The organism is Roseococcus sp., from assembly GCF_965227005.1.
Lineage (GTDB): Bacteria > Pseudomonadota > Alphaproteobacteria > Acetobacterales > Acetobacteraceae > Roseococcus.
Window position 1 is genome coordinate 1 of sequence record NZ_CBDDFJ010000019.1, and the last position, 19,417, is coordinate 19,417.

The following is a 19,417-nucleotide window of genomic DNA, read 5'->3' on the forward strand; positions in this document are numbered from 1 at the left end:
GGTCAGCGTGGGCGTCGGGCCCGACGGCTTCAACATCAACCGCAACTCCGGTTCCACCGCGCCCGGCCAGCTCGCGACCCTGGTGCGCGAGCGCCGCGCCGATCTGGGCATCGCGCTGGATGGCGACGCGGACCGCGTGGTGCTGGTGGACGAGCTGGGCGAGCTCATCGACGGCGACCAGATCCTGGCGCTGATCGCAGCCTCCTGGGCCAAGCAGGGCCGGCTGAGGGGCGCGGCCCTGGTCGCGACGGTCATGAGCAATATGGGGCTGGAGCGCTTCATGAAGGCCCAGGGCCTTGCGCTCCATCGTACCAATGTGGGCGACCGCTATGTCAGCGAGCGCATGCGCGAGGCGGGCTGCAACGTCGGCGGCGAGCAGTCCGGCCATGTCATCCTCACCGATTTCGGCACGACCGGCGACGGGCTGGTGGCCGCGCTGCAGGTTCTGGCCGTGCTGGTCGAGCAGAAGCGCCCCGCCAGCGAGGTCTGCCGCCAGTTCAAGACGCTGCCGCAGCGCCTGGTGAACATCCGTTTCACCGGCGTCTCGCCGCTCCGGGACGCGGGCGTGCAGAGCGCGATCGCCGCCGAGGAGGCCGCGCTGGGCGAAGCCGGCCGCGTGCTCATCCGCGCGAGCGGGACCGAGCCGGTCATCCGCGTGATGGTCGAGGCGGAGGAGGAAGGGCTGCTGAACCAGGTGCTCGACCGGCTTTGCGGGACGATCCGCTCCAAGGTGACGGCGTGAAGGGCAGGGTCCTGATCTGCGCCGGCTCGGATTCAGGGGGCGGCGCGGGCATCCAGGCCGATATCAAGGCCGTCACCGCGCTCGGCGGCTTCGCCATGACGGCGATCACCGCGCTGACGGCCCAGAACACACTCGGCCTGCAGGGCGTGATGGGTGTGGAGGCGGGCTTCATCCGCCTGCAGATCGCCTCCGTGCTGGACGATCTGGGCGCCGACGCCATCAAGACCGGCATGCTGCACGACACGCCGACGCTGGAGGCGGTCTGCGACGAGATCGCCGCCCGCGCGCCCGGCGTGCCGCTGGTGGCCGATCCCGTGATGGTCGCCAAGGGCGGCCACGCGCTGCTGGCGCCCGATGCGGTGGAAACGCTGAAGCGCCGGCTACTGCCGCTCGCGACCGTCGTCACGCCCAACCTGCCCGAGGCCGAGGTGCTGGTGGGCTTCCCCGTCACGGACGAGGCCTCGATGCGCGAGGCGGCCCTCGTCATTCTGGCGATGGGCGTGCCCGCTGTGCTGCTCAAGGGCGGGCATCTGGAAGGCGACATCCTGGTGGACCTGCTGGCCACGGCCGAGGGCATCATCCGCTACGAGGACCGGCGCATCGCCACGCGCCACACCCATGGCACGGGCTGCACGACGGCCTCGGCCATCGCCACGGGCCTGGCGCAGGGCCTGGCGCTGGAGCCGGCCGTCGCCCGCGCCCGCGCCTATGTCCGCGCCGCCATCCTGGCCGCGCCGGGCTATGGCAGTGGCCACGGCCCGCTCGACCACGGCGTGACGGTGGATGCCAATCGCTTCGGCTGAACGCGCGACGCCCGGTCCGACCCTCGCCTATGTGCCGCTGCCGCTGCTGGCCGTGCCCATGGGTCTCGGCGGACTCGGCCTCGCCTGGCGGCAGTTCGCCGCGGCCGCGCCCTGGGCCGGGACCTGGGCCGGGACCATCGCCGAAGCGCTGATGGCGCTGACGGTCCTCGCCTGGATCGTCGTGGTGGGGCTCCACATGGCCCGCGCGGCCTCGCACCCGTTCATGGCGCGCGAGGATTGGCGGCATCCCTTCCGCGGCTCCTTCGCGGGGGCCATCTCCATCGGGCTCATTCTGGTGGCCTCCGCCTTCATCCCCTATGCGCCGGGACTGGCGCGCGACGTCCTGCTCGTCGGCGTGGCGTTGCAATGGGGGATCGGCCTCGCCTTGCTGGCGCGCGTGCTGCGGGGCGAAGGCAGCGCGGAGATGCTGGCGCCGCCGCTGCTCATCCCGCTGGCCGGCAATGTCGTGGCGACGATCTTCGCCCCGCGGCTCGGCCTGCCGGTTCTCGGATGGATGCTCTTCGGCATCGGCGGAACGCTCTGGCTGGTGCTCCAGCCGCTGATGCTGGGCCGGCTCCTGGAGGCCACGCCGCCGCCTTTGCTGCGGCCCGCGCTCTTCATCCTGCTGGCGCCGCCTTCGCTGGGGGCGCTCGCCATCGAGGCGCTGATGGGGCCGGGGCCGTTCATGTGGGCGCTTTACGGCTTCGCGGCCTTCACCTTGGCGCTGCTGGTGCTGTCGCTGCGCCACATGACCGTCGCGGGCTTCAACCCCGGCTGGTGGGCCTTCACCTTTCCTTTGGCCGCCTTCACCACCGCGACGCTGAAGATCGCGCCCGGCTGGGTGGGGGGCGGCGACGCTGGCGATCTGCACGATCGTGATCGGCGCGATCGCGCTGCGGACCCTGGCCGGCGCCCGGAGCTTCTTCCGGGCGCCGTGAACCGCGTCAGGCCGTCACTTCCCGAGAAGTGATCTCGTATTGGAACAGCGGCGGATTCAGGCAATCCGGCTGCCCGGCCGAGGTGAAGGCGCAGGGGTACATCAGGAAGGCGAAATTCGGCTTCTGCCGTTCGCCGGCCTCGGGCAGGATGATGTCGGTGGCGCTGTTGTAGCCCAGCCAGTTCATCTCCCATCCGCCGAAGAGCAGGTCCCGCAGCGCGTTGATCTCCGGGCTGCCGAGCGCCAGCCGATGGTCCAGGATCACCTTGCGCACATCGGCCGGGTCCATCGGGAACCAGCCCTCGCCGTCGAGATAGACCTCCGACCGGCAATGCTGCGCGCGGGAGATGTTTCCGCTGGCCCCCATCGTCCGGTAATGCCGGGAGGCGGCGACGCGGATGCCGTAGACGTCGCGCGCCGGGAAGCCGGCCGCCCGCGCGAGCCCCGTCATCAGCCCGTTGATGTCGGCGCATTTGCCCGAGAGGTTGCCGCTCTCCAGCATCGCCCTGATGTCGCCGAGGCCGCAGCCGGGCGTGTCCGGATTGCGCGAGGTGTTGTCCACCACCCAGTCGTACAAGGCGCGCAGCTTCGCCTTCGGATCGGTACGGTCCCCGATAATGCGCAGCGCCGTTTCGCGCACGATGCCGTCGGTCGGCACGCTCTCCGTCGGTTCGCTCCAGAAGCGCCGCTCGGCCGCGGTCACGGGCAGCAGGGTGTTGCCGCCGGCGCGGTCGCAGGCGGCGACGGTCTGCACCAGCTCGACGGTCTTGGGCGTCGTGGACTGACCCTCCCAGGCCAGCTTCAGAATATCGGCGCCGTAATGCGCGTCGCGCACCACGCGGGCCTGGCCCGTCGCCTGCCAGCGCAGCTCCTGCGCCGCCTGGTAGCCGCCGGCGCTCTGAGCGAGGGGCAGCCAGAGATGGGCTAGGCCCGGATCGGGCAGGGTGACGCGGGTGACGATCTCGAAGCGGCGCCAGCCGGGCGGGGGCGCAGTCGGTTGGGCACGGGCGGAGATCGGGGCTGAGGCGGCGCTAGCCGCCAAGCCGATGGCGGCGGTCGAAAGAAAGGCGCGGCGATCCATGGGGATTCCTCCCTGGAGATGATCGGCCCGGACCGGGCACCCATCTTCGCAAGCGGCGATGTCGTCTGCGGCGACTTCCGCCTTGCCCTGGACCGATAGCATCCGCCGGGGGCGGATAGCGAGGATTGCTTGGCCTGCTGCCGCCCCAGCCACCGAGGAGGGGTTGAACACTCCGACGATCGCGACGCAGGGTGAACGCTGGTCAGTCCGCGCGGATGTTCCCCAGCCGCACGACCTCCTCGTAGCGGGCGAGCTCCGATCGCACGAGCGCGGTCAGTTCCTCCGGCGTCTTGCGCCAGGGCGTCATGCCCACGCGGTCCAGCGCCTGTTGGAAGGCGGGATCGGCGAGCATGCCGTCCAGCTCGGCCGTGATGCGGCGCAGGATGGCCGGGTCGGTCCGCGCCGGGGCGAAGAGCGCCTGCCAGGCCAGCATCTCCAACCCCGCGAATTCCGGCAGGCGGGCGAGGGGCGGCAGGTCCGGCAGGTTCGGCGACGGCTCCAGCGAGGAGATGGCGAAGCCCTTGATCCGCCCGTCGCGGATCAGCGGGGCTGTGCTGGTGATGCTCAGCACCGCGAGGTCGAGCCGGTTGGCCATCAGATCCGTCGGGATCTGGGCGGCGATGCGGTAGGGCACGTGCTCCAGCTTCGCGCCCGAGCGCCGCGCGATGATCTCGCCCCAGAGATGCAGCGAGGTGCCCGTGCCGGAGGTCGCATAGGTCAGCCCCTCGGGCCGCGACTTCGACAAAGCGATGACGCCGGCCATGTCGGCCGCGGGCAGGTCCGGCCGGCCGACGAGGGTCAGCGGCAGGGAGGCGATCATGCCGATGGGGGCGAAGTCGCGCAGGGGCTGGTAGCGCACGGCCCCGGGCGTGACGACGGGCGAGATGGTGAGGGGGCTCTCCACGCCCAGCAGCAGGGTCAACCCGTCGGGCGCGGCGCGGGCGGCGCGCTCGGTGCCGATGGTGCCTCCCGCGCCGGGCGCGTTCTCGACCACGACGTTCTGGCCGAGCCGGCGCGTCAGCTCGCTCGCCGCCAGCCGCGCCACCGTGTCGACATTGCCGCCGGGCGCGAAGGGCACGATGAGCGTGATGGCGCGCGACTGCGCGACGGCCGGGGCGGCGAGCAAGGCCGGCGAGGCGAGCAGGATGCGGCGCTTCATGCGATCACTCCTTGGGGGAAGCATTCGGCCGCCAGCGCGTCGAATTCCTGGCTGAAGGCGGCCTCCAGGTGACGGCGCGAGGGCTCCGGCAGGAAGGAGCCCCGGATGCCGTTCAGCATGAAGTCGCGCAGTGTGGCGATGCCGAAGCCGAAATCCTCCACCATCATCCGCCAGCAGCGCGTGGGCGTGACCTGGTGAAGCGGTGGATCGTCGGTATTGGGGTGGATGAGCAGGCCGGCGGCGGGCATGCGACGGATCGGGTGCTCCTGCGCCCAGCGCTCGGGCGGCAAGGTGCGCAGGTAGTAGGAATTGGTCGGCACCACGGTGAAGAGCACGCCGCGCTCGGCGCAGCGCGCGGCCAGATCGGGGTCCTCCAGCACGGTATAGCCGTGGTCGATGCGGTCGACCTCCAGCAGGTCCAGCGCGGTCGCGACGTTGCGCGGATGGCAGCCGAATTCGCCGGCATGGGCGGTGAGGCGGAAGCCGCCGCGCTTGGCCATCCGCCAGGCGCGCCAGAAGAGCTCCGGCGGGCGGTCCGTCTCGCGATAGTCGATGCCCATGCCGATGATGGGGTCGCGCCGATGGGCGAGCATCCATTCGGCCAGCTGGGTCGCGTCCTCCGGCGTGGCCTCGCGGTCGATGGAGGGGATGAGCAGCGCCGAGACGCCGAAATCCGTCGCCGCATCGGCGAAGCCGGCCAGGAGGGCGTCGGCGCCTGTGGCATAGGGGAAGAGATGCGCGGTGCCGGTCGGGTTCCAGAAGATCTCCGAATGGCGCACGCCATGGGCCGCCGCGTCCTGCAGATGCTCATAGGCGATGCGGTGCAGGTCGCCGGGCTGGCGCAGCACGCGCTGCTCCAGGGCGCGGAGCACGTGCAGCACGCCTTTCGGCTTGGCGTCGCGGGCGTAGAGCGACTCCGTCTCGGCCTGGGTCATGCCGCTGCGGGCGGCCAGCTCCGCGAAGGTCGCCTGGCGGACGGCACCCAGGAGATGGACGTGCAGGTCCACCTTGGGCATGGCGAGACAGAAGGTTTCGAGCGCATCGGACATGCGCCGGACACTGCCTCGCGTCCCGCCGGAAGGGAAGGCCGGCGGATGACAGACGGCCCAACCCATGCCAGGAAAGCGGCATGCTCAAGCCGCAGAACCCTTGCTTTTCCTCCGGCCCCTGCGCCAAGCGCCCGGGCTTCTCCCTCGCCGCGCTGGAGGGGGCCATGCTGGGCCGCAGCCATCGCGCCGCGCCGGCCAAGGCCAAGCTGGCCGAGGTGATCGAGCGCTCCAAGGCCATGCTCGGCATCCCGGCCGACTACCGCCTCGGCATCGTGCCTGCCTCGGACACTGGCGCCGTCGAGATGGCGATGTGGAGCCTGCTCGGCCCGCGCGGCGTGGACGTGCTGGCCTGGGAGAGCTTCTCCATGGAATGGGCGCAGGACATGGCCTACGAGCTGAAGCTGCCCGAGATGCGCATGCTCCGCGCGCCCTATGGCGGCCTGCCCGACGTGTGGAAGGTGGACCCCAAGCGCGACTGCGTCTTCGTCTGGAACGGCACGACCAGCGGCGTGCGCCTGGTCGCGGCCGACTGGATCGCCGAGGACCGCGAGGGGCTGACCATCTGCGACGCCACCTCGGCGGCCTTCGCGATGGACCTGCCCTGGAACAAGCTCGATGTGGTCACCTGGTCCTGGCAGAAGGTGCTGGGCGGCGAGGCGGCGCATGGGATGATGGCGCTGTCGCCGCGCGCGGTGGAGCGGCTCGAGACGCACACGCCGGCCTGGCCCATGCCCAAGATCTTCCGCCTCACCAAGGACGGGAAGCTCAACGAGGGCATCTTCAAGGGCGACACGATCAACACCCCCTCCATGCTTTGCGTCGAGGACGCGCTGGACGGGCTGCGCTGGGCGGAATCGGTGGGCGGGCTGCCGGCGCTGATCGCGCGGTCCGAGGGCAACCTCGCCGCGGTCGCCGCCTGGGTGGAGACGAGCGACTGGGCGCGCTTCCTGGCCATGGACCCGGCCACGCGCTCCTGCACCTCGGTCTGCCTGCGGATCGTGGCCGACTGGTTCACGGCGATGGAACATGACGGGCAGGTGGCGGTGGCCAAGCGGCTTGCGGCCATCCTGGAGAGCGAGGGCGTGGCGCTGGACGCCGGCAGCTATCGCGATGCCCCGCCGGGATTGCGCATCTGGTGCGGCGCGACGGTGGAGCGCTCGGATGTCGAGGCGCTGCTGCCCTGGCTGGACGTGGCCTTCGCCAAGGTGACGGCGGAGTTCGCGGCTTAGAGCATCATCCGACCAGACGGAATCGTCTGACCGGATAAAGATGCTCGTAAAAACAAATGGCTAGAGCCTGCGCAGTGAGCCCTTGCGAACGGAGAAGGCTCTAGCGCAGGCCGAAGAAGCTCAGCACGGCGGCGATGACGACGACGAGGCCGACGATATAGATGATGAGGTTCATGGCGGTCTTCCTTCTGCTGCAGTCGTAACCGCGAAAGCGAGGGAAGGTTTCGGCCTCAGACCTCCACCACCACGTAATCCTGCTCCACGCTCACCGGGAAGGTCTCCGCCTGGAGCTCCAGCGCCTCGCCCTTCTCCACGCAGGCGGGGAAGGCGCGCACCTTCATCCGTCGCGGGTCGAAGCGCGACTTGCCGGTACGGATGTCGAACTCCCAGGCATGCCAGGGGCAGCGCACGATCTCGCCCCTGCGGCCATAGCTGTATTCGCCGGGGCAGGGGCTTTCGATCAGCCCGATGGACGGCCCCAGCGACAGCGAGCCGCCCTGGTGCGGGCAGCGATCGGCCAGGGCGAAGAACTCGCCATCCAGGTTGAACAGCACGATCTTCTTGCCCTCGAGCTCGACCGTGCGGCGTTCGCCGGGCGCGATCTCGGCGGCGGGGGCCACGACATGGCGCGTCATCGGAAGCCGTACACCTTCTTCGCATTGCCGCCGTAGATGGCGGCGCGCTTCGCCTCGGGGATGTAGCTCGGGATGGCGTAGCGCGGGTCGTCGAAATCCCAGTGCGGATAGTCGCTGGCGAAGAGGATCTTGTCCCAGCCGATCCACTCCATGCAGTCCAGCAGTTGCTCGGGGCGCGGCGGCTCCTCGACGGGCTGGGTGCTGACCCAGATGTGCTCGCGGATCTGCTCGGAGGGCAGACGCTTCACATGCGGCAGCTCGTGCTTCAGCGTGGGCCACTGCTTGTCCAGCCGCCAGGCGACGCTGGGCATCCAGCCGAAGCCGCATTCGATCAGCACGACCTTCAGCTTCGGGAAGCACTCGAACACGCCCTCCAGCACCATCGAGACGACGAGCGACTGGCAGGAGGTCGCGTGCTCGCTCACCTCCTCGATGTAGAAGCTCGGCCAGCCGCCATTGGTCATGGGCCAGCCGGAATAGCCGAAGGCGTGGATGCCGATGGGCAGGCCCACTTCCTGCGCCGCCTCGAAGATCGGCCAGTACTTCGGATTGCCGAGCGGGTGGCTCGTGCGGCTCATCAGCAGCACCTGGCAGAAGCGCGGATCGCCCGCGCGCAACCGGATCTCCTTCGCGCTCGCCTCGGGGTCCTCATAGGCGACGACGACGGAGGCCTTGAGGCGGTCGTCGTTATCGACCCAGGTCGCGAGCTGCCACTCGTTCACCGCATGCGCCATGGCGACGGAGAAGGGGTTGTTCTGGTCGCCCTGCGCGGTCGGCTGCAGCGGGTTCAGCACACCCACGTCGATGCCGTGGAAGTCGAGATGCTGCGAGGCGACCAGGGCCGGGTCGCTCGCGGGCGTGCCGCCCTGGGCAGGCCAGGCGTCCTGCCGGCAGGCCAGCGGCTGCGATTTGAAGTAGGGCGTTCCCTTGGAGAAGCCGTGGCGCGGACGGATGCCGTAGGTGAGCACCCTTTCGCGCATCGCGGCGGAGAGCCAGGGGAAGTAGTCCTCCATGGAGCGCGCGCGCGGATGGATGTCCACGTCGATGAGGCCCTGGGTGGCGGCGAGCGGCCGGCCGGGGGCGGCCTGCGGGCGGATGACGTTCATGCCACAGTCTCCTGTGCGAAGCGCTTGTAGGTCGCCATCGCGTTGTCGACGCAGATCTTCCGAGCGAGTTCCGGGCCGATCCCCGGCGGCAGCTTCGGCGCGCCCTCGAACTGCCAGTGCGGCCAGTCGCTGGACCACATCAGCATCTCGTCGCTGCCGAGATGGTCCATGATCCGCTTCACCGTCTCGGCATCCTCGGGCGCGTCGAAGGGCTGCACGGAGAGGCGGACGTTCTCGCGCACCACCTCGATCGGCGAGCGGTCGAGCCAGGGCACCTCGAAGCGCACGCCCTTCCAGCCCTTGGACAGGCGCCACAGGAAGGCCGGCAGCCAGCTCACGCCGCTCTCCAGCAGCACGACCTTCAGCGTGGGGAACTTCACGAAGACGCCCTCGGTGACGAGGGAGGCCAGCATGCTCTGGAAGGCCTGCTGGTTGGCCACGTAGTCCTCGGCATACCAGGAGGGCCAGCCGAGCGAGGTCACGGGATTGCGGTAGGTGCTGCCGGCGTGGATGGCGAGCGGCAGGTCGTGCTTCACCAGCGCCTCGAAGATGGGCCAGTTGTGCCGCCGGCCGAGCGGCGTCTCGCCCATCACCAGCACCATGGCCTGCACGAAGCGCTGGTCGGGCGCGCAGCGCTCGATCTCGGCGACGGCGTGCTCGGGGTTGAACATGGGAAGGATGATGGAGCCGGCGAGGCGCGGATCGGCGTCGAGCCATTCGGCGCGCGTCCAGTCGTTCAGCGCCTGGGTGAAGCCGTTGGCCATGTCCTCGTTGAAGACGAGCTGCACGCCGTAGAGCGGCGTGACGATGCCGCGCGAAACGCCCCAGGGGTCGAGCACCTGGTCGCGCAGTTGCTGGATGGTCGCGGCGGGAGGGCCCGTCTCGGGACGCCAGTCGGCGCGCACGGTCTTGGGCGAGCGGGGCGGGTAGGACTGGGTGTCGAAGCCCTCCATGCCGCGCATGGCGATCTGGTCGCGCCAGATGGGCTCCAGATAGGGGCTCAGCGCCGCCAGTCCCGGAACCATGGGATGCAGGTCGACGTCGATGGTGCCACGCGGCAATTCCGTGGGCGGCAATTCCATGTTCATTTCCTCTCGGGGCGTGACACTGCCACGCCCCGACCGGCCATGAAAGTCCGGACGTCTTCAGACGCCGGAGTTAGTCCCGGAGTTAGTAGCGGCCGTAGCCGCCGCGGCGGGGCGCCTCGGGCGTCGTCGCGGCGCCGATGGCGGCGCCACCCAGCGCGCCGACGCCCGCGCCGATCAGCGCACCGCTGCCGCCGCCGGCCAGGCCGCCCACCGCCGCGCCGCCGGCACCGCCGATGAGCGCGCCACCCGCGGCGCGCTGGCCGGGGCTGTAGGGGTTGGTGCAGGCGACCGTGGAGAGGCCGAGGCCCGCGACCACGAGCGCGAAGCGAATCTGCTTGGCCATCATTGCCGTGTTTCCTTCTAGAGGTTGCAAAGGTGAATCTTCCGATCCGAGATCAGATCGGCATAGGCGGCACGGGTCCGGGCCAGGCGGGGATTGGCGGTGTGCGCGGCCAGGGCGTCGTCGTCGGCATAGACCTCGACCAGCATGATCCGGCTGAGATCCGGACCACTCTTGCCCTTGGGCTGGAGCACGTCGAAGCGCTCGCAACCCGGCTCGTCCTGAAGCGTGCCGGCGGCATGCTCGCGGATGATCGTATTGAACGCCTCGTGGGCGCCTTCCTTGATGTGGAATTCAACCACGAGACAGATCTTTGCCATGACGTTTCCTCGACTTCTTCCATCGGCCCCGATGGCCGGCGATTCCATCGAATCTACCTTTGAGTAAACGCGCTCCGATACCCTCCGTTGCATGGCAATCCTGGGGCAGCGCTGCCATAGTTGTCCGAACAGGAGGAATAAGAATGTCCAACGTCACCCGGCGCGCACTTGGCGCGTCGCTTTCGCTGCTCTCCGCGCCGGCTTTCGCCCAGCCCGCTTTCCCCGCGCGGAACATCACCATCATCGTGCCCTTCGCGCCGGGCGGCAGCACCGACGTGCTGACGCGGCGCATGGCGGAGAAGATGAGCCAGACGCTGGGCCGCGCCGTGCAGGCCGAGAACCGCCCCGGCGCGAACACCGCCATCGGCGGCGAGGCCGTGGCCCGCGCCCAGCCCGATGGCTACACCCTGCTGATGTCCTCGGGGACGACGCTGACCATCAACCCGATCGTGCAGCCCAACCTGCCCTATAAGATCGAGGACTTCGCGCCGATCACCCTCTGCACAACCTATCCCTTCGCGGTGATCGCCCGCAATGACGGCCCGCGCGACATCCCCGCCCTGGTCGCCGCCGCCAAGGTGCGGCCGGGCCAGATCACCTACGGCACCAACGGCCCGACGACGCTGACCAATGTCGCGATGCTCATGGTGCTGCAGGGCCTGGGGATCACCATGCAGGACGTCACCTATCGCGGCGACGCGGCCGCGATGAACGATTTCCTGGCCGGCAACCTGGACCTGCTGGTGGTGGCCGGCAGCACGGCGATGCCGGTGATGCAGAACGGCCAGGGCCGCATCCTCGGCTGGACCAGCCTGCAGCGCATGCCGCAGACGCCCGACATCCCCGCTTTCTCCGAATTCGCCCCGGGCGTGGAGGCGCTGAGCTGGTTCGGCCTGCTCGCTCCGGCCCGCACGCCGCCGGCGGCGGTCCAGGCGCTGAACGCGGCCGCGGTGCAGTCGCTGACCGACCCGCGTATCCGCCAGAGCATCGTCGGCGACGTGCAGAATGTCATCGGGGGAACGCCGGCGGAATTCGCCCAGTTCCTGCAGGCGCAGCAGATGGCCTGGCGCCCCGTGCTGAGCCGGATGGCCGTGCCCCTGAACTGAGAGGCGCCGGCGGAGGGGCATGCCCCTCCGCCGGCAAGCTCAGGCGCGGCGGCGCATGAGGCTCAGCAGCCACAGCAGCAGGATGGCGCCGAAGGTGGAGACCACGAGGCTCGGCACCCATCCCTGATAGGCAAAGCCCAGCAGCGCGGCGACCCAGCCGCCCAGCAGCGCGCCGACGAGGCCCACGACCAAGTTGGTGAGGAGCCCGTGGCTGCGCGACATCATCCGCTCGGCGATCCATCCGGCCAGGAGGCCAATGATGATGGCGCCAAAAATTCCCACTCCATTCATGTCGTCTCTCCCGTTGAGGTCTGTCGCCGGCTCCGCAATCCAAGCACGGCAAAGGTGGCCAGAAGCGCCATGATCCAGGCGGCCTGGGTCGCGTCCTGCTCGCGCGAAAGTGCCGGGGCGGGTTCCGCGCGGACAGGGGTGGAGGAGGCGGCGACGAGCGCGGGCGGCAGCGTCTCGACGCCGACCATGGGCGCCTTCGGTGCGCTGGCCGGGGCCTTGCCCGACCAGGCGCGGGTGAACTCCGCGCCCAGCAGGAAGATCACAGCCGAATAATACAGCCAGAGCAACACCAACGCGAAAGCGCCGGCGGCCCCGAAGCCCTGGGTGGCGCCGGAGCGGCCGATATAGGCGCTGATCGCCATCCGCCCGAAGCTGAAGAGCAGCGCGGTCATGAAGGCGCCCGCCAGCACGTCGCGCCAATGCAGCCGCCGCTCCGGCAGGATCTTGTAGATGGCGGCGAAGAGCAGCGTGATGAAGATCAGCGAGACGAAGAAGTTCAGCAGGCCCAGCAGGACGTCCAGCCCCGGCATCCGGTCGTGCAGCCAGAGCTCGAAGGCCGAGAGCGCGGCGTTCACCACGAGCGAGACCAGCAGAAGGAAGCCGGTGGTGCCGACGACGCCGAGGCTCAGCGCCTTGGCGCGGACGAATTGCGTGATGGCGGCCGTGGTGGAGCTGGTCTCCGCCGGCGGCGTCTCGGTCTTCCAGATGGCGTTGAGCGCGCCCTGCAGCGCCCCGAAGGCGCCCGTGGCCGTGAGGCTCAGCGTTGCCAGGCCGATGGCGAGGGCCCATCCGCCGGAGGCGTCGCCGAGCGCACCCTGGGCCATGCCCTGCACCGCGCCGGCCGCCTCGCCGCCCATGAGGTCGCGCAACTGGTTCGCGAGCGCCGCGCGCACCTGGGCCTCGCCGAAGACGAGGCCGCAGATGCCGGTGATGAGGAACAGCAGCGGGCCGAGCGAGAAGAGCGCGAAATAGGCGATGGCCGCCGCGCGCGTCAGCACGTCATCCGCGACGAAGCCTTCGGCCACATCCTTTCCGAAAGCCGCCACGCGTCCCAGCATCAACCCCGTCCTCCTGCAGGCGCTCAACCTTGCAGAAGGGTTCAGGTTGCGCGGCCCGCGACGGCCCGCCGGAAAACAATCAGTGCAGGCGCGGCGCCTTCAGGAAACGCGTCCGGTCGCTGCTGACGATGGCGAGGTCAAGCTGGCGGCTGCCGCGCGCCAGGGTCAGCCGCACCTCCGCCCCAGCGGGCCCCGCCGCGCGCACGGCGGTCCAGAGCGAGGCGAGGTCGTTCACCTTCTGCCCGTCCACCGCGACGATCCGGTCGCGCGGCTTCACCCCGGCCTTCTCGGCCGGGCCGCCCTTGGCGAGCGAACCCACGCCCACCGCCTCGTCGTCCTCGGTGGCGTAGAGGCCGAGCCAGGGGCGCGCGGGGCGGCCGGAATGGCCGGTGCGGCGCAGCGTCTCCAGGATCGGCAGCAGCTCGCCGATGGGCACCACCATGTTGAGGTCCAGCCGCTTGCCGCCCTGCTGTCCCTGCTGGAGGATCAGCGAGCCGATGCCCACCAGCTTGCCGTCGGCGCCGAAGAGCCCCGCGCCGCCCCAATGCGGATGCGCGGGCGCGGTGAAGATCGCGTCTTCCAGCAGATATTCCCAATAGCCGGCGAAGGGTTGCCGCGCGGCCACCGTGCAGGCCAAGGCGTGGCTGATCCCGCCGGCCGCGGCCAGAACGCCCGAGGTGCCATGGCCCATGCTCGCGGAATCGCCCAGCGGCGCGACCTTCTGCCCCGGCAGGCGGCCGAGCGTCTGCACCAGGCCGAAGCCCGTCTCGAAATCCATGCCCAGCGGCGTGGCCTCGACCACGCGGCCGTCATTGGCGGTGATCCAGACCGTCTCGGCCTCGGTGATGAGATATCCGACCGTCAGCACCAGCCCGGCCGCATCGATCCACACGCCCGAGCCCTCGCGCTCCATGCCCAGCGAGGGGGCGGAGGTGGCGTCCGGCGGCACGATCGACTTGATGGCGACCACGCTGGCCAGCCGCTCCTCCAGATCGAAGGAGAATTCGGAAGGGTCCGGCTGGAAGGCTTCAGGAACTTCCCATTCGTCGTCATCGTCGTCAGCCATGGGGATCGGTCCTCCTGATCCTGCTCATATAGCGTCCAGCAGGGAACGGGCCAGACCAAAGGCCTCGCGGACCGTCGCGGCGCGGATGGCGGCGCGGTCGCCGGGGAAGATCCTGCGGACATGGATCGTGTCGTGCCCGTCCATGGCGGCGGCCAGATGGACGAGGCCCACGGGCTTCTCGGCGCTGCCGCCGCCCGGCCCCGCGACGCCGGTGCAGGACAGCGCGATGGAGGCCCCGGAGCGCGACCGCGCGCCCTCGGCCATGGCACGGGCCACCTCCTCGGAGACGGCGCCGAGGCGATCGATCAGCGCGGCGGGAACGCCGACCATCGCCGTCTTGGCCGCGTTGGAATAGGTCACGAAGCCCGCCTGCACGACGTCGGAGGAGCCGGCGACGGCGGTCAGCGCGGCGGCGATCAGCCCGCCCGTGCAGCTCTCGGCCGTCGCCAGGGTGAGGCCGCGCCGGCGCAGCGCTTCCAGCAGGGCGGCGGCTTCGGCCAGGGGTGTCGTCGTCCGAGCATCAGGGCAGCCCCAGTGCGGCAAGGAGGAGCAGGACTGCCGCGGCCATGGCCCCGGCGATGACGTCGTCGGCCATCACGCCGAAGGGGCCCTTCTGGCGGTCGGCCCAGCCCACCGGGCCGGGCTTCAGGATGTCGAAGGCGCGGAACAGCGCGAAGGCGAGAAGCACGCCGACCCAGCCCGTGGCTGCGGCCAGGGCCAGGGACTGCCCGGCCCGCCTCGTCCACCACGACCCAGCCCGGATCGGCCTCGGCCTCGGGCAGCCGCGCACACGGGCCCAATAGCCGACGAGCGTGAAGACCACCCGCCGCGACCAGGCAGGCCCAGCCCGGCAGCAAGGCGAGTGGGAGCACCACAGCCGAGCCCCAGGTGCCGGGCGCGGGCCTGAGGAAGCCGATGCCGCCCAGCGAGGCGATCGCCCTTATCGGGCCCACGCGGCCATCGGATGATCGAGGGCGGCGGTCGCCGGGTTCCTGGCGCGATAGACGACGACGTTCTCGATCACGCGCTGCACGTAGTTGCGCGTCTCGGCGAAGGGAATGAGCTCCATCCAGTCCAGCAGGCGCACGCTGCCCGAGCGCGGGTCGCCGAAGGTGCCGATCCACTCGGTCACGCGCCCGCCGCCGGCATTATAGGCGGCCGCGGCGAAGGCCATGACGCCGCCGAAGCTGTCCAGCCGGTCCTGGATATAGAAGGAGCCGAGGCGGATGTTGTGCGTCGGGTCCGTGGTCAGCCAGCCCAGCTGATGGGGAATGCCGATCCGCCGGGCGACCGACTGCGCGGTGGCCGGCATCAGCTGCATCAGCCCCCGCGCGCTGGCGGAGGAGACGGCGTCCACCTGGAAATTGCTCTCCTGCCGGGTGATGGCGAAGACCAGCGCGGGCTCGGCCGCCCCTTCCGGCGCGGCATAGGGCGCGGGCCAGCCGTCCTCGACCAGCATCGCCCCCTGGGCCCCGCCGCGCCGGGCGACCCAGACGGCGAAGTCCGGGCCGGCCGATGACGGACGCCCAGCCGCGCGATCAGCAGGCGTTCGGCGTTGTTGGGCGCCGTCTCCTCAAGGCGCATCAGGAAGGGGGCGGGCGCGCCGCGCCTCGCCGAGATCGCCCAGGGCGAGGATGAGCCGGGGCAGCTCGCGGTCCAGGAAGGCACGGGCCTCGGCCTCGCCCGGACGCGGCACGGCTGAGGGTGTTGATCCCGCGCGGAAAGCTGCGCGCCGCTCTCGCCGAGCGCCAGCGAGGCCCATCTGGCCGTAGAAGGCGACGGGGAAGCCCGCCGCCCGCTGATAGGCGGCGCGCGCCCGGCCGGGGTCGCTCTCGGCCATGCCCTGCCAAATAGGCGGCGCGGGGCCCTGGGTGATGGCGCTGCGGCTGCCCTCGCCGACGCGCTGGAAATGCGGCAAGGCGCGCGCCTTGTCGTCCAGCAGGCGCAGCGCGATGAAGCCGGCGAGGAATTCGGCGTCCTGGCGGGGCTCGCCGGCCAGGGTCTGGCCGTGCTGCGAGGCGACGACATAGGCCGTGCGCGGATCGCCGAGGCGGACCAGCTTGCGCGCCAGCACACTGGCGCTCGGTCCAGATGGCGCGCTGCGCCCTCGGCCGGCAGGCCCACCTGGGAGGCGGCCCCGGCGGGCGAAGGCGGGCCGCGGCATCGGGCGTCGCGATCGGCGCGGCGCAGCATGCGCGCGCGCTCCAGCGTGGCGCCGGCATCGCGCGCGGCGGCGGCCGGATCGGGATCGGCGCCGCCGCCCGGTCGCATAGGCGAGGCGCAGCTGGGCCAAAGCCTGCCGGTTGCGGTCCAGGAAGGGAATCAGCCGCTGGCCGCCGGCATAATCGGCACCGAAGGAGAGGCGGTTGAAGCGGCGGGCATGATCGTCTGCCGTCAGCAGCGTGCCGGCGCGCTCGAGGAAGGTCGTCTCGGCGAAGGCGTCGCTGGCCGTGTCGTCGCCCCAGGCGCGGCCGGCGGCGGCGCGGGCTTCGGACTGGCGGTTCGCGTTGAGCAGGGCCGTGACGTAGCGCGTGGCGCCGTCCAGCGTACGGGGCGGGCGGCCCCGAGGAAGTAGCGCAGGGCCAAAGCGTCGTCGGGTTCGGCGGTCAGCAGCTCCTCGGCGCGGCGGGAGAGGGCGTCCTGGCTCGGCCAGTCGGCGGCGGTCTCGAGGAAGCCGACGATCTCGGCGGCGCTCGCGGCCCCCCCGCGCTGGGTGAGGCAGCGACCAGGTGACCATCTTGGCGACCAGCGGATCGGCGCTGGCCGCGGCCGACTGCGCCTCGGTCCATCGCTGGGCCTGGGCGGCGGTGAGCGCCCTGCCGGCCCCGCCTCCCGCGAGGGCTGGGCCGCGAGGGGGTTCATCCAGGCATGGCCAGCCAGGAGGAGGAGGGCCAAGGGGAGGGCCAGGGGAGCTGTGAGACGGCGCATCCGGACACTCTAGCCCTTCGGCGCAAGGCTGTAATCCGGTTGATGCGCTTGTTGGGAGGAGGCGACCGTCTTATGTGTTGCCGCCGCACGGGCTGGTGCCCTGCGCAGAACACGCCCCAAAGTGCGCCAAGCACACAAGGAACCGCCAATGTCCAACCTCCGCCTGCAGGGATCGCTGACTGCCCTCATCACGCCCATGCATGCCGATGGCAAACTGGACGAAAAAGCCTTCGCGGATTTCGTGGAATGGCAGATCGCCGAGGGCACCGAAGGCCTCGTGCCCGTCGGCACCACCGGTGAATCCCCCACGCTGAGCCATGACGAGCACAAGCGCGTGGTGGAGATCTGCGTCGAGACGGCACGCGGCCGCGTGCCCGTCGTGGCCGGCGCCGGCAGCAACAGCACCTCCGAGGCGATCGACCTCGCGCGCCACGCCAAGAAGGCCGGCGCGGATGCGACGCTGGTCGTCACGCCCTACTACAACAAGCCCACCCAGGAGGGGATGTACCTCCACTTCACGGCGATCGCCGATGCGGTGGACCTGCCCCTCATCATCTACAACATCCCGCCCCGCAGCGTGATCGACATGACGCCCGAGACCATGGGGCGTCTGGCCAAGCACAAGAACATCATCGGCGTGAAGGACGCGACCGCGAACCTCGCGCGCCCGCTGCACCAGCGCATCACCTGCGGGCCGGACTTCATCCAGCTCTCGGGCGAGGACCACACGGCGCTCGCGCTGATGGCCTCCGGCGGACATGGCTGCATCTCGGTGACGAGCAACATCGCCCCGCGGCTCTGCGCCGACATGCACAAGGCCTGGCGCGAGGGCCGCATCAAGGATGCGATGGTGATCCAGGATCGCCTCGTGCCGGTGCATGACGCGCTGTTCTGCGAGACCTCGCCGGGCCCGGTGAAGTATGCGGCGAGCCTGCTCGGCCGTGGCTCGGAATTCTGCCGCCTGCCGATGGCGCCCATCGCCGAAAGCACGCGCAAGCGGGTCGAGGGCGCGATGCGGACGGCGGGGCTTTTGAACTAGGACCAATGAACTAGGACCAACATGGCAGTCGCCCCCAAGAAGAAGTCGATCATCAGCATCGGGACTGCCTCGCAGAACCGGCGCGCGCGCTACGACTACAAGATCGGCCAGACCTTCGAGGCCGGGATCGTGCTGCACGGCCCCGAGGTGAAGAGCCTGCGCCTGGGCCGCGCCTCGATCGCCGAGGCCTGGGCGGGCGAGCGCGACGGCGAGATGTGGCTCTATGGCTGCCACATCCCGGAGTACCAGGCCGGCAGCTTCATGGCGAAGTTCGACCCGGTGCGGCCGAAGAAGCTGCTGCTGCACCACAAGGAGATCCAGACCCTCGCGGGCTCCGTGACGCGCGAGGGCTCGACGCTGGTGCCGCTGGAAATCCTCTTCAACGAGAAGGGGCTGGCGAAGGTCGTGATCGGCCTCGCCGCCGGCAAGAAGATGCACGACAAGCGCGCCGACATCGCCAAGCGCGACTGGCAGCGCGACAAGGCGCGGGTGATGCGCAACAAGACCGGCGATTGATCCGCCGGGCGCTCCTGGCGGCGGTGGCGCTGCTGGCCGGCGCCTGCGCACCCGAGACGGGGCTTTCCGCCGATGGTGCCGGCGAGCTCGTCCAGATCCCCGCGCCGAACACCGAGCGCGGCTTCACCACCCGGATCTGCCGGCCCGCGGCGCGCGGCCCGGCGCGGCTGGTGGTCATCAACCATGGCTCGCCCGGCGATCCGGCGGAGCGGCCGCGCATGCGCCCCGCCGCCTGCGACAACGACGCCGTGCGCTGGTTCACCGCGCGCGGCTATGTCGTGGCCCTGCCGATGCGGCGCGGCTACGGCGCCACGGGCGGGGCCTGGGCCGAGGAGTTCGGCGGCTGCGTGAGCGGCAATTACCGCCCGGCCGGGCTGGAATCCGCCCAGGATATCCTGACTGTCACGCGGGCCATGCAGGCGCGGGCCGATGTGGCGCGCGGCCCGGCGCTGGTCGTGGGGCAGTCGGCCGGCGGCTGGGGCGCGCTGGCGCTCTCCAGCCTCAACCCCGAGGAGGTCGGCGCGCTGGTGAATTTCGCGGGGGGGCGGGGCGGCTGGCGCGGCGGTGTGGCGAACAGCGTCTGCCGGGAGGACCGGCTGATCGCGGCCGCCGGCGAATACGGCCGCACGGCGCGGGTGCCGACGCTGTGGATCTATGCGGCCAATGACAGCTTCTTCGACAACGCCTTGGCCTCGCGCCTGATCGAGGCCTATCGCTCAGGCGGCGGCCGGGCGGAGTTCTTCGCCGCGCCCGCCTTCGGGCGGGATGGGCACGGCTTCTTCTTCGGCCGGGGCGGAAGCGCCGTCTGGGGGCCGCGGGTGGAGAGATTCCTGCGGCGCTAGGTCGTGTGGACTCTAGGGATTCCCGAAACGTTGGTTGGGTGATTCAAGGCTGCCTTTGGGGAGGCGGCCTTGGGCGTTCTGG

22 protein-coding genes and 1 pseudogene are annotated in these 19,417 nt (G+C 70.6%); 8 read left to right on the forward strand and 15 right to left on the reverse strand.

The window, feature by feature from the left end; translation table 11 throughout:
- From ACO057_RS09965 to ACO057_RS09975, 3 genes and pseudogenes are all read left to right on the forward strand, one after another.
- Nucleotides 1–742, forward strand: a pseudogene (locus ACO057_RS09965) (phosphoglucosamine mutase); the annotation flags it as partial.
- Nucleotides 739–1,545, forward strand: coding sequence for a bifunctional hydroxymethylpyrimidine kinase/phosphomethylpyrimidine kinase (gene thiD, locus ACO057_RS09970; protein ID WP_421991179.1), 807 nt, complete (start codon nt 739–741; stop codon nt 1,543–1,545). The pseudogene ACO057_RS09965 and the gene thiD, both read left to right, overlap by 4 nt.
- The gene (locus tag ACO057_RS09975) at nt 1,526–2,515 is read left to right on the forward strand and encodes a hypothetical protein (protein WP_421991181.1); all 990 of its coding nucleotides are present in this window, start codon (nt 1,526–1,528) and stop codon (nt 2,513–2,515) included. Before thiD ends, ACO057_RS09975 begins: the two co-directional genes overlap by 20 nt.
- On the opposite strand, the gene ACO057_RS09980 is transcribed toward ACO057_RS09975, so the two are convergent.
- From ACO057_RS09980 to ACO057_RS09990, 3 genes are all read right to left on the reverse strand, one after another.
- Nucleotides 2,490–3,563, reverse strand: a complete 1,074-nt coding sequence (locus ACO057_RS09980) for a transglutaminase-like domain-containing protein (protein ID WP_421991183.1) — start codon at nt 3,561–3,563, stop codon at nt 2,490–2,492. The two genes, ACO057_RS09975 and ACO057_RS09980, sit on opposite strands and share 26 nt — an antisense overlap.
- 202 nt (nt 3,564–3,765) lie before the next feature.
- Nucleotides 3,766–4,722 carry a Bug family tripartite tricarboxylate transporter substrate binding protein gene (locus ACO057_RS09985; protein ID WP_421991185.1) on the reverse strand — a complete coding sequence of 319 codons (957 nt, stop codon included), beginning with the start codon at nt 4,720–4,722 and terminating at the stop codon, nt 3,766–3,768.
- Entirely contained in the window at nt 4,719–5,771 is a 1,053-nt protein-coding gene (locus tag ACO057_RS09990; RefSeq protein ID WP_421991187.1) for an adenosine deaminase family protein, read from the reverse strand. The genes ACO057_RS09985 and ACO057_RS09990 overlap by 4 nt, the downstream gene beginning before the upstream one ends.
- Before the next feature lie 80 nt (nt 5,772–5,851).
- On the opposite strand from ACO057_RS09990, the gene ACO057_RS09995 reads away from it, so the two are divergent.
- The gene (locus ACO057_RS09995; RefSeq protein WP_421991189.1) at nt 5,852–7,000 is read left to right on the forward strand and encodes a phosphoserine transaminase; all 1,149 of its coding nucleotides are present in this window, start codon (nt 5,852–5,854) and stop codon (nt 6,998–7,000) included.
- A gap of 230 nt (nt 7,001–7,230) precedes the next feature.
- Here the strand turns inward: ACO057_RS09995 and ACO057_RS10000 are convergent, their stop codons facing one another.
- The 5 genes from ACO057_RS10000 to ACO057_RS10020 all read right to left on the reverse strand — a co-directional run bounded on the left by ACO057_RS10000 (nt 7,231) and on the right by ACO057_RS10020 (nt 10,537).
- The gene (locus ACO057_RS10000) at nt 7,231–7,635 is read right to left on the reverse strand and encodes a Rieske (2Fe-2S) protein (RefSeq protein WP_421991191.1); all 405 of its coding nucleotides are present in this window, start codon (nt 7,633–7,635) and stop codon (nt 7,231–7,233) included.
- Entirely contained in the window at nt 7,632–8,741 is a 1,110-nt protein-coding gene (locus ACO057_RS10005) for an amidohydrolase family protein (RefSeq protein ID WP_421991193.1), read from the reverse strand. Before ACO057_RS10005 ends, ACO057_RS10000 begins: the two co-directional genes overlap by 4 nt.
- On the reverse strand, nt 8,738–9,823 hold the full coding sequence (locus ACO057_RS10010; protein WP_421991195.1) for an amidohydrolase family protein: 1,086 nt from the start codon (nt 9,821–9,823) through the stop codon (nt 8,738–8,740). Before ACO057_RS10010 ends, ACO057_RS10005 begins: the two co-directional genes overlap by 4 nt.
- An 88-nt stretch (nt 9,824–9,911) precedes the next feature.
- Nucleotides 9,912–10,172, reverse strand: coding sequence for a glycine zipper domain-containing protein (locus ACO057_RS10015; RefSeq protein WP_421991197.1), 261 nt, complete (start codon nt 10,170–10,172; stop codon nt 9,912–9,914).
- Between the two features lie 17 nt (nt 10,173–10,189).
- Nucleotides 10,190–10,537, reverse strand: a complete 348-nt coding sequence (locus ACO057_RS10020) for a putative quinol monooxygenase (RefSeq protein WP_421991199.1) — start codon at nt 10,535–10,537, stop codon at nt 10,190–10,192.
- A 95-nt stretch (nt 10,538–10,632) separates the two neighbouring features.
- On the opposite strand from ACO057_RS10020, the gene ACO057_RS10025 reads away from it, so the two are divergent.
- On the forward strand, nt 10,633–11,595 hold the full coding sequence (locus tag ACO057_RS10025) for a Bug family tripartite tricarboxylate transporter substrate binding protein (protein WP_421991201.1): 963 nt from the start codon (nt 10,633–10,635) through the stop codon (nt 11,593–11,595).
- 39 nt (nt 11,596–11,634) lie between these two features.
- Here the strand turns inward: ACO057_RS10025 and ACO057_RS10030 are convergent, their stop codons facing one another.
- The 7 genes from ACO057_RS10030 to ACO057_RS10060 form a co-directional block, all read right to left on the reverse strand.
- A complete protein-coding gene (locus ACO057_RS10030) occupies nt 11,635–11,886 on the reverse strand; it encodes a GlsB/YeaQ/YmgE family stress response membrane protein (RefSeq protein ID WP_421991203.1) in 252 nt (83 codons plus the stop codon).
- Complete coding sequence (locus ACO057_RS10035; RefSeq protein WP_421991205.1) at nt 11,883–12,944, reverse strand: YihY/virulence factor BrkB family protein; 1,062 nt, start codon at nt 12,942–12,944, stop codon at nt 11,883–11,885. Before ACO057_RS10035 ends, ACO057_RS10030 begins: the two co-directional genes overlap by 4 nt.
- A gap of 79 nt (nt 12,945–13,023) precedes the next feature.
- Entirely contained in the window at nt 13,024–14,010 is a 987-nt protein-coding gene (locus ACO057_RS10040; RefSeq protein WP_421991207.1) for a S1C family serine protease, read from the reverse strand.
- Between the two features lie 24 nt (nt 14,011–14,034).
- Nucleotides 14,035–14,553 (reverse strand): CinA family protein, encoded by a 519-nt coding sequence (locus ACO057_RS10045; protein WP_421991209.1) that lies wholly within the window; start codon nt 14,551–14,553, stop codon nt 14,035–14,037.
- A complete protein-coding gene (locus tag ACO057_RS10050) occupies nt 14,531–14,833 on the reverse strand; it encodes a phosphatidylglycerophosphatase A (RefSeq protein WP_421991211.1) in 303 nt (100 codons plus the stop codon). Before ACO057_RS10050 ends, ACO057_RS10045 begins: the two co-directional genes overlap by 23 nt.
- Before the next feature lie 117 nt (nt 14,834–14,950).
- A complete protein-coding gene (locus tag ACO057_RS10055) occupies nt 14,951–15,469 on the reverse strand; it encodes a lytic transglycosylase domain-containing protein (RefSeq protein ID WP_421991213.1) in 519 nt (172 codons plus the stop codon).
- A 114-nt stretch (nt 15,470–15,583) separates the two neighbouring features.
- A complete protein-coding gene (locus ACO057_RS10060) occupies nt 15,584–16,747 on the reverse strand; it encodes a hypothetical protein (RefSeq protein ID WP_421991215.1) in 1,164 nt (387 codons plus the stop codon).
- A 339-nt stretch (nt 16,748–17,086) separates the two neighbouring features.
- Here ACO057_RS10060 and dapA point away from each other — a divergent pair, with 339 nt between their 5' ends.
- From dapA to ACO057_RS10075, 3 genes are read left to right on the forward strand one after another with little or no spacing between them, the layout of a single operon-like run.
- Entirely contained in the window at nt 17,087–17,977 is an 891-nt protein-coding gene (gene dapA, locus ACO057_RS10065; protein ID WP_421991217.1) for a 4-hydroxy-tetrahydrodipicolinate synthase, read from the forward strand.
- A gap of 21 nt (nt 17,978–17,998) precedes the next feature.
- Entirely contained in the window at nt 17,999–18,493 is a 495-nt protein-coding gene (gene smpB / locus ACO057_RS10070) for an SsrA-binding protein SmpB (protein WP_421991219.1), read from the forward strand.
- On the forward strand, nt 18,490–19,335 hold the full coding sequence (locus ACO057_RS10075; RefSeq protein WP_421991221.1) for a dienelactone hydrolase family protein: 846 nt from the start codon (nt 18,490–18,492) through the stop codon (nt 19,333–19,335). The genes smpB and ACO057_RS10075 overlap by 4 nt, the downstream gene beginning before the upstream one ends.
- Nucleotides 19,336–19,417: the final 82 nt, after the last annotated feature.

What these genes read in the sequence shown, in the direction of transcription:
- ACO057_RS09975 (WP_421991181.1), top strand. Translation starts at nt 1,526, where the DNA reads ATGCCAATCGCTTCGGCTGAACGCGCGACGCCCGGTCCGACCCTCGCC.
- ACO057_RS09980 (WP_421991183.1), bottom strand. Translation starts at nt 3,563, where the DNA reads ATGGATCGCCGCGCCTTTCTTTCGACCGCCGCCATCGGCTTGGCGGCT.
- ACO057_RS09985 (WP_421991185.1), bottom strand. Translation starts at nt 4,722, where the DNA reads ATGAAGCGCCGCATCCTGCTCGCCTCGCCGGCCTTGCTCGCCGCCCCG.
- ACO057_RS09990 (WP_421991187.1), bottom strand. Translation starts at nt 5,771, where the DNA reads ATGTCCGATGCGCTCGAAACCTTCTGTCTCGCCATGCCCAAGGTGGAC.
- ACO057_RS09995 (WP_421991189.1), top strand. Translation starts at nt 5,852, where the DNA reads ATGCTCAAGCCGCAGAACCCTTGCTTTTCCTCCGGCCCCTGCGCCAAG.
- ACO057_RS10000 (WP_421991191.1), bottom strand. Translation starts at nt 7,635, where the DNA reads ATGACGCGCCATGTCGTGGCCCCCGCCGCCGAGATCGCGCCCGGCGAA.
- ACO057_RS10005 (WP_421991193.1), bottom strand. Translation starts at nt 8,741, where the DNA reads ATGAACGTCATCCGCCCGCAGGCCGCCCCCGGCCGGCCGCTCGCCGCC.
- ACO057_RS10010 (WP_421991195.1), bottom strand. Translation starts at nt 9,823, where the DNA reads ATGGAATTGCCGCCCACGGAATTGCCGCGTGGCACCATCGACGTCGAC.
- ACO057_RS10015 (WP_421991197.1), bottom strand. Translation starts at nt 10,172, where the DNA reads ATGGCCAAGCAGATTCGCTTCGCGCTCGTGGTCGCGGGCCTCGGCCTC.
- ACO057_RS10020 (WP_421991199.1), bottom strand. Translation starts at nt 10,537, where the DNA reads ATGGAATCGCCGGCCATCGGGGCCGATGGAAGAAGTCGAGGAAACGTC.
- ACO057_RS10025 (WP_421991201.1), top strand. Translation starts at nt 10,633, where the DNA reads ATGTCCAACGTCACCCGGCGCGCACTTGGCGCGTCGCTTTCGCTGCTC.
- ACO057_RS10030 (WP_421991203.1), bottom strand. Translation starts at nt 11,886, where the DNA reads ATGAATGGAGTGGGAATTTTTGGCGCCATCATCATTGGCCTCCTGGCC.
- ACO057_RS10035 (WP_421991205.1), bottom strand. Translation starts at nt 12,944, where the DNA reads ATGCTGGGACGCGTGGCGGCTTTCGGAAAGGATGTGGCCGAAGGCTTC.
- ACO057_RS10040 (WP_421991207.1), bottom strand. Translation starts at nt 14,010, where the DNA reads ATGGCTGACGACGATGACGACGAATGGGAAGTTCCTGAAGCCTTCCAG.
- ACO057_RS10055 (WP_421991213.1), bottom strand. Translation starts at nt 15,469, where the DNA reads ATGCTGGTCGAGGACGGCTGGCCCGCGCCCTATGCCGCGCCGGAAGGG.
- ACO057_RS10060 (WP_421991215.1), bottom strand. Translation starts at nt 16,747, where the DNA reads ATGGTCACCTGGTCGCTGCCTCACCCAGCGCGGGGGGGCCGCGAGCGC.
- dapA (WP_421991217.1), top strand. Translation starts at nt 17,087, where the DNA reads ATGTCCAACCTCCGCCTGCAGGGATCGCTGACTGCCCTCATCACGCCC.
- smpB (WP_421991219.1), top strand. Translation starts at nt 17,999, where the DNA reads ATGGCAGTCGCCCCCAAGAAGAAGTCGATCATCAGCATCGGGACTGCC.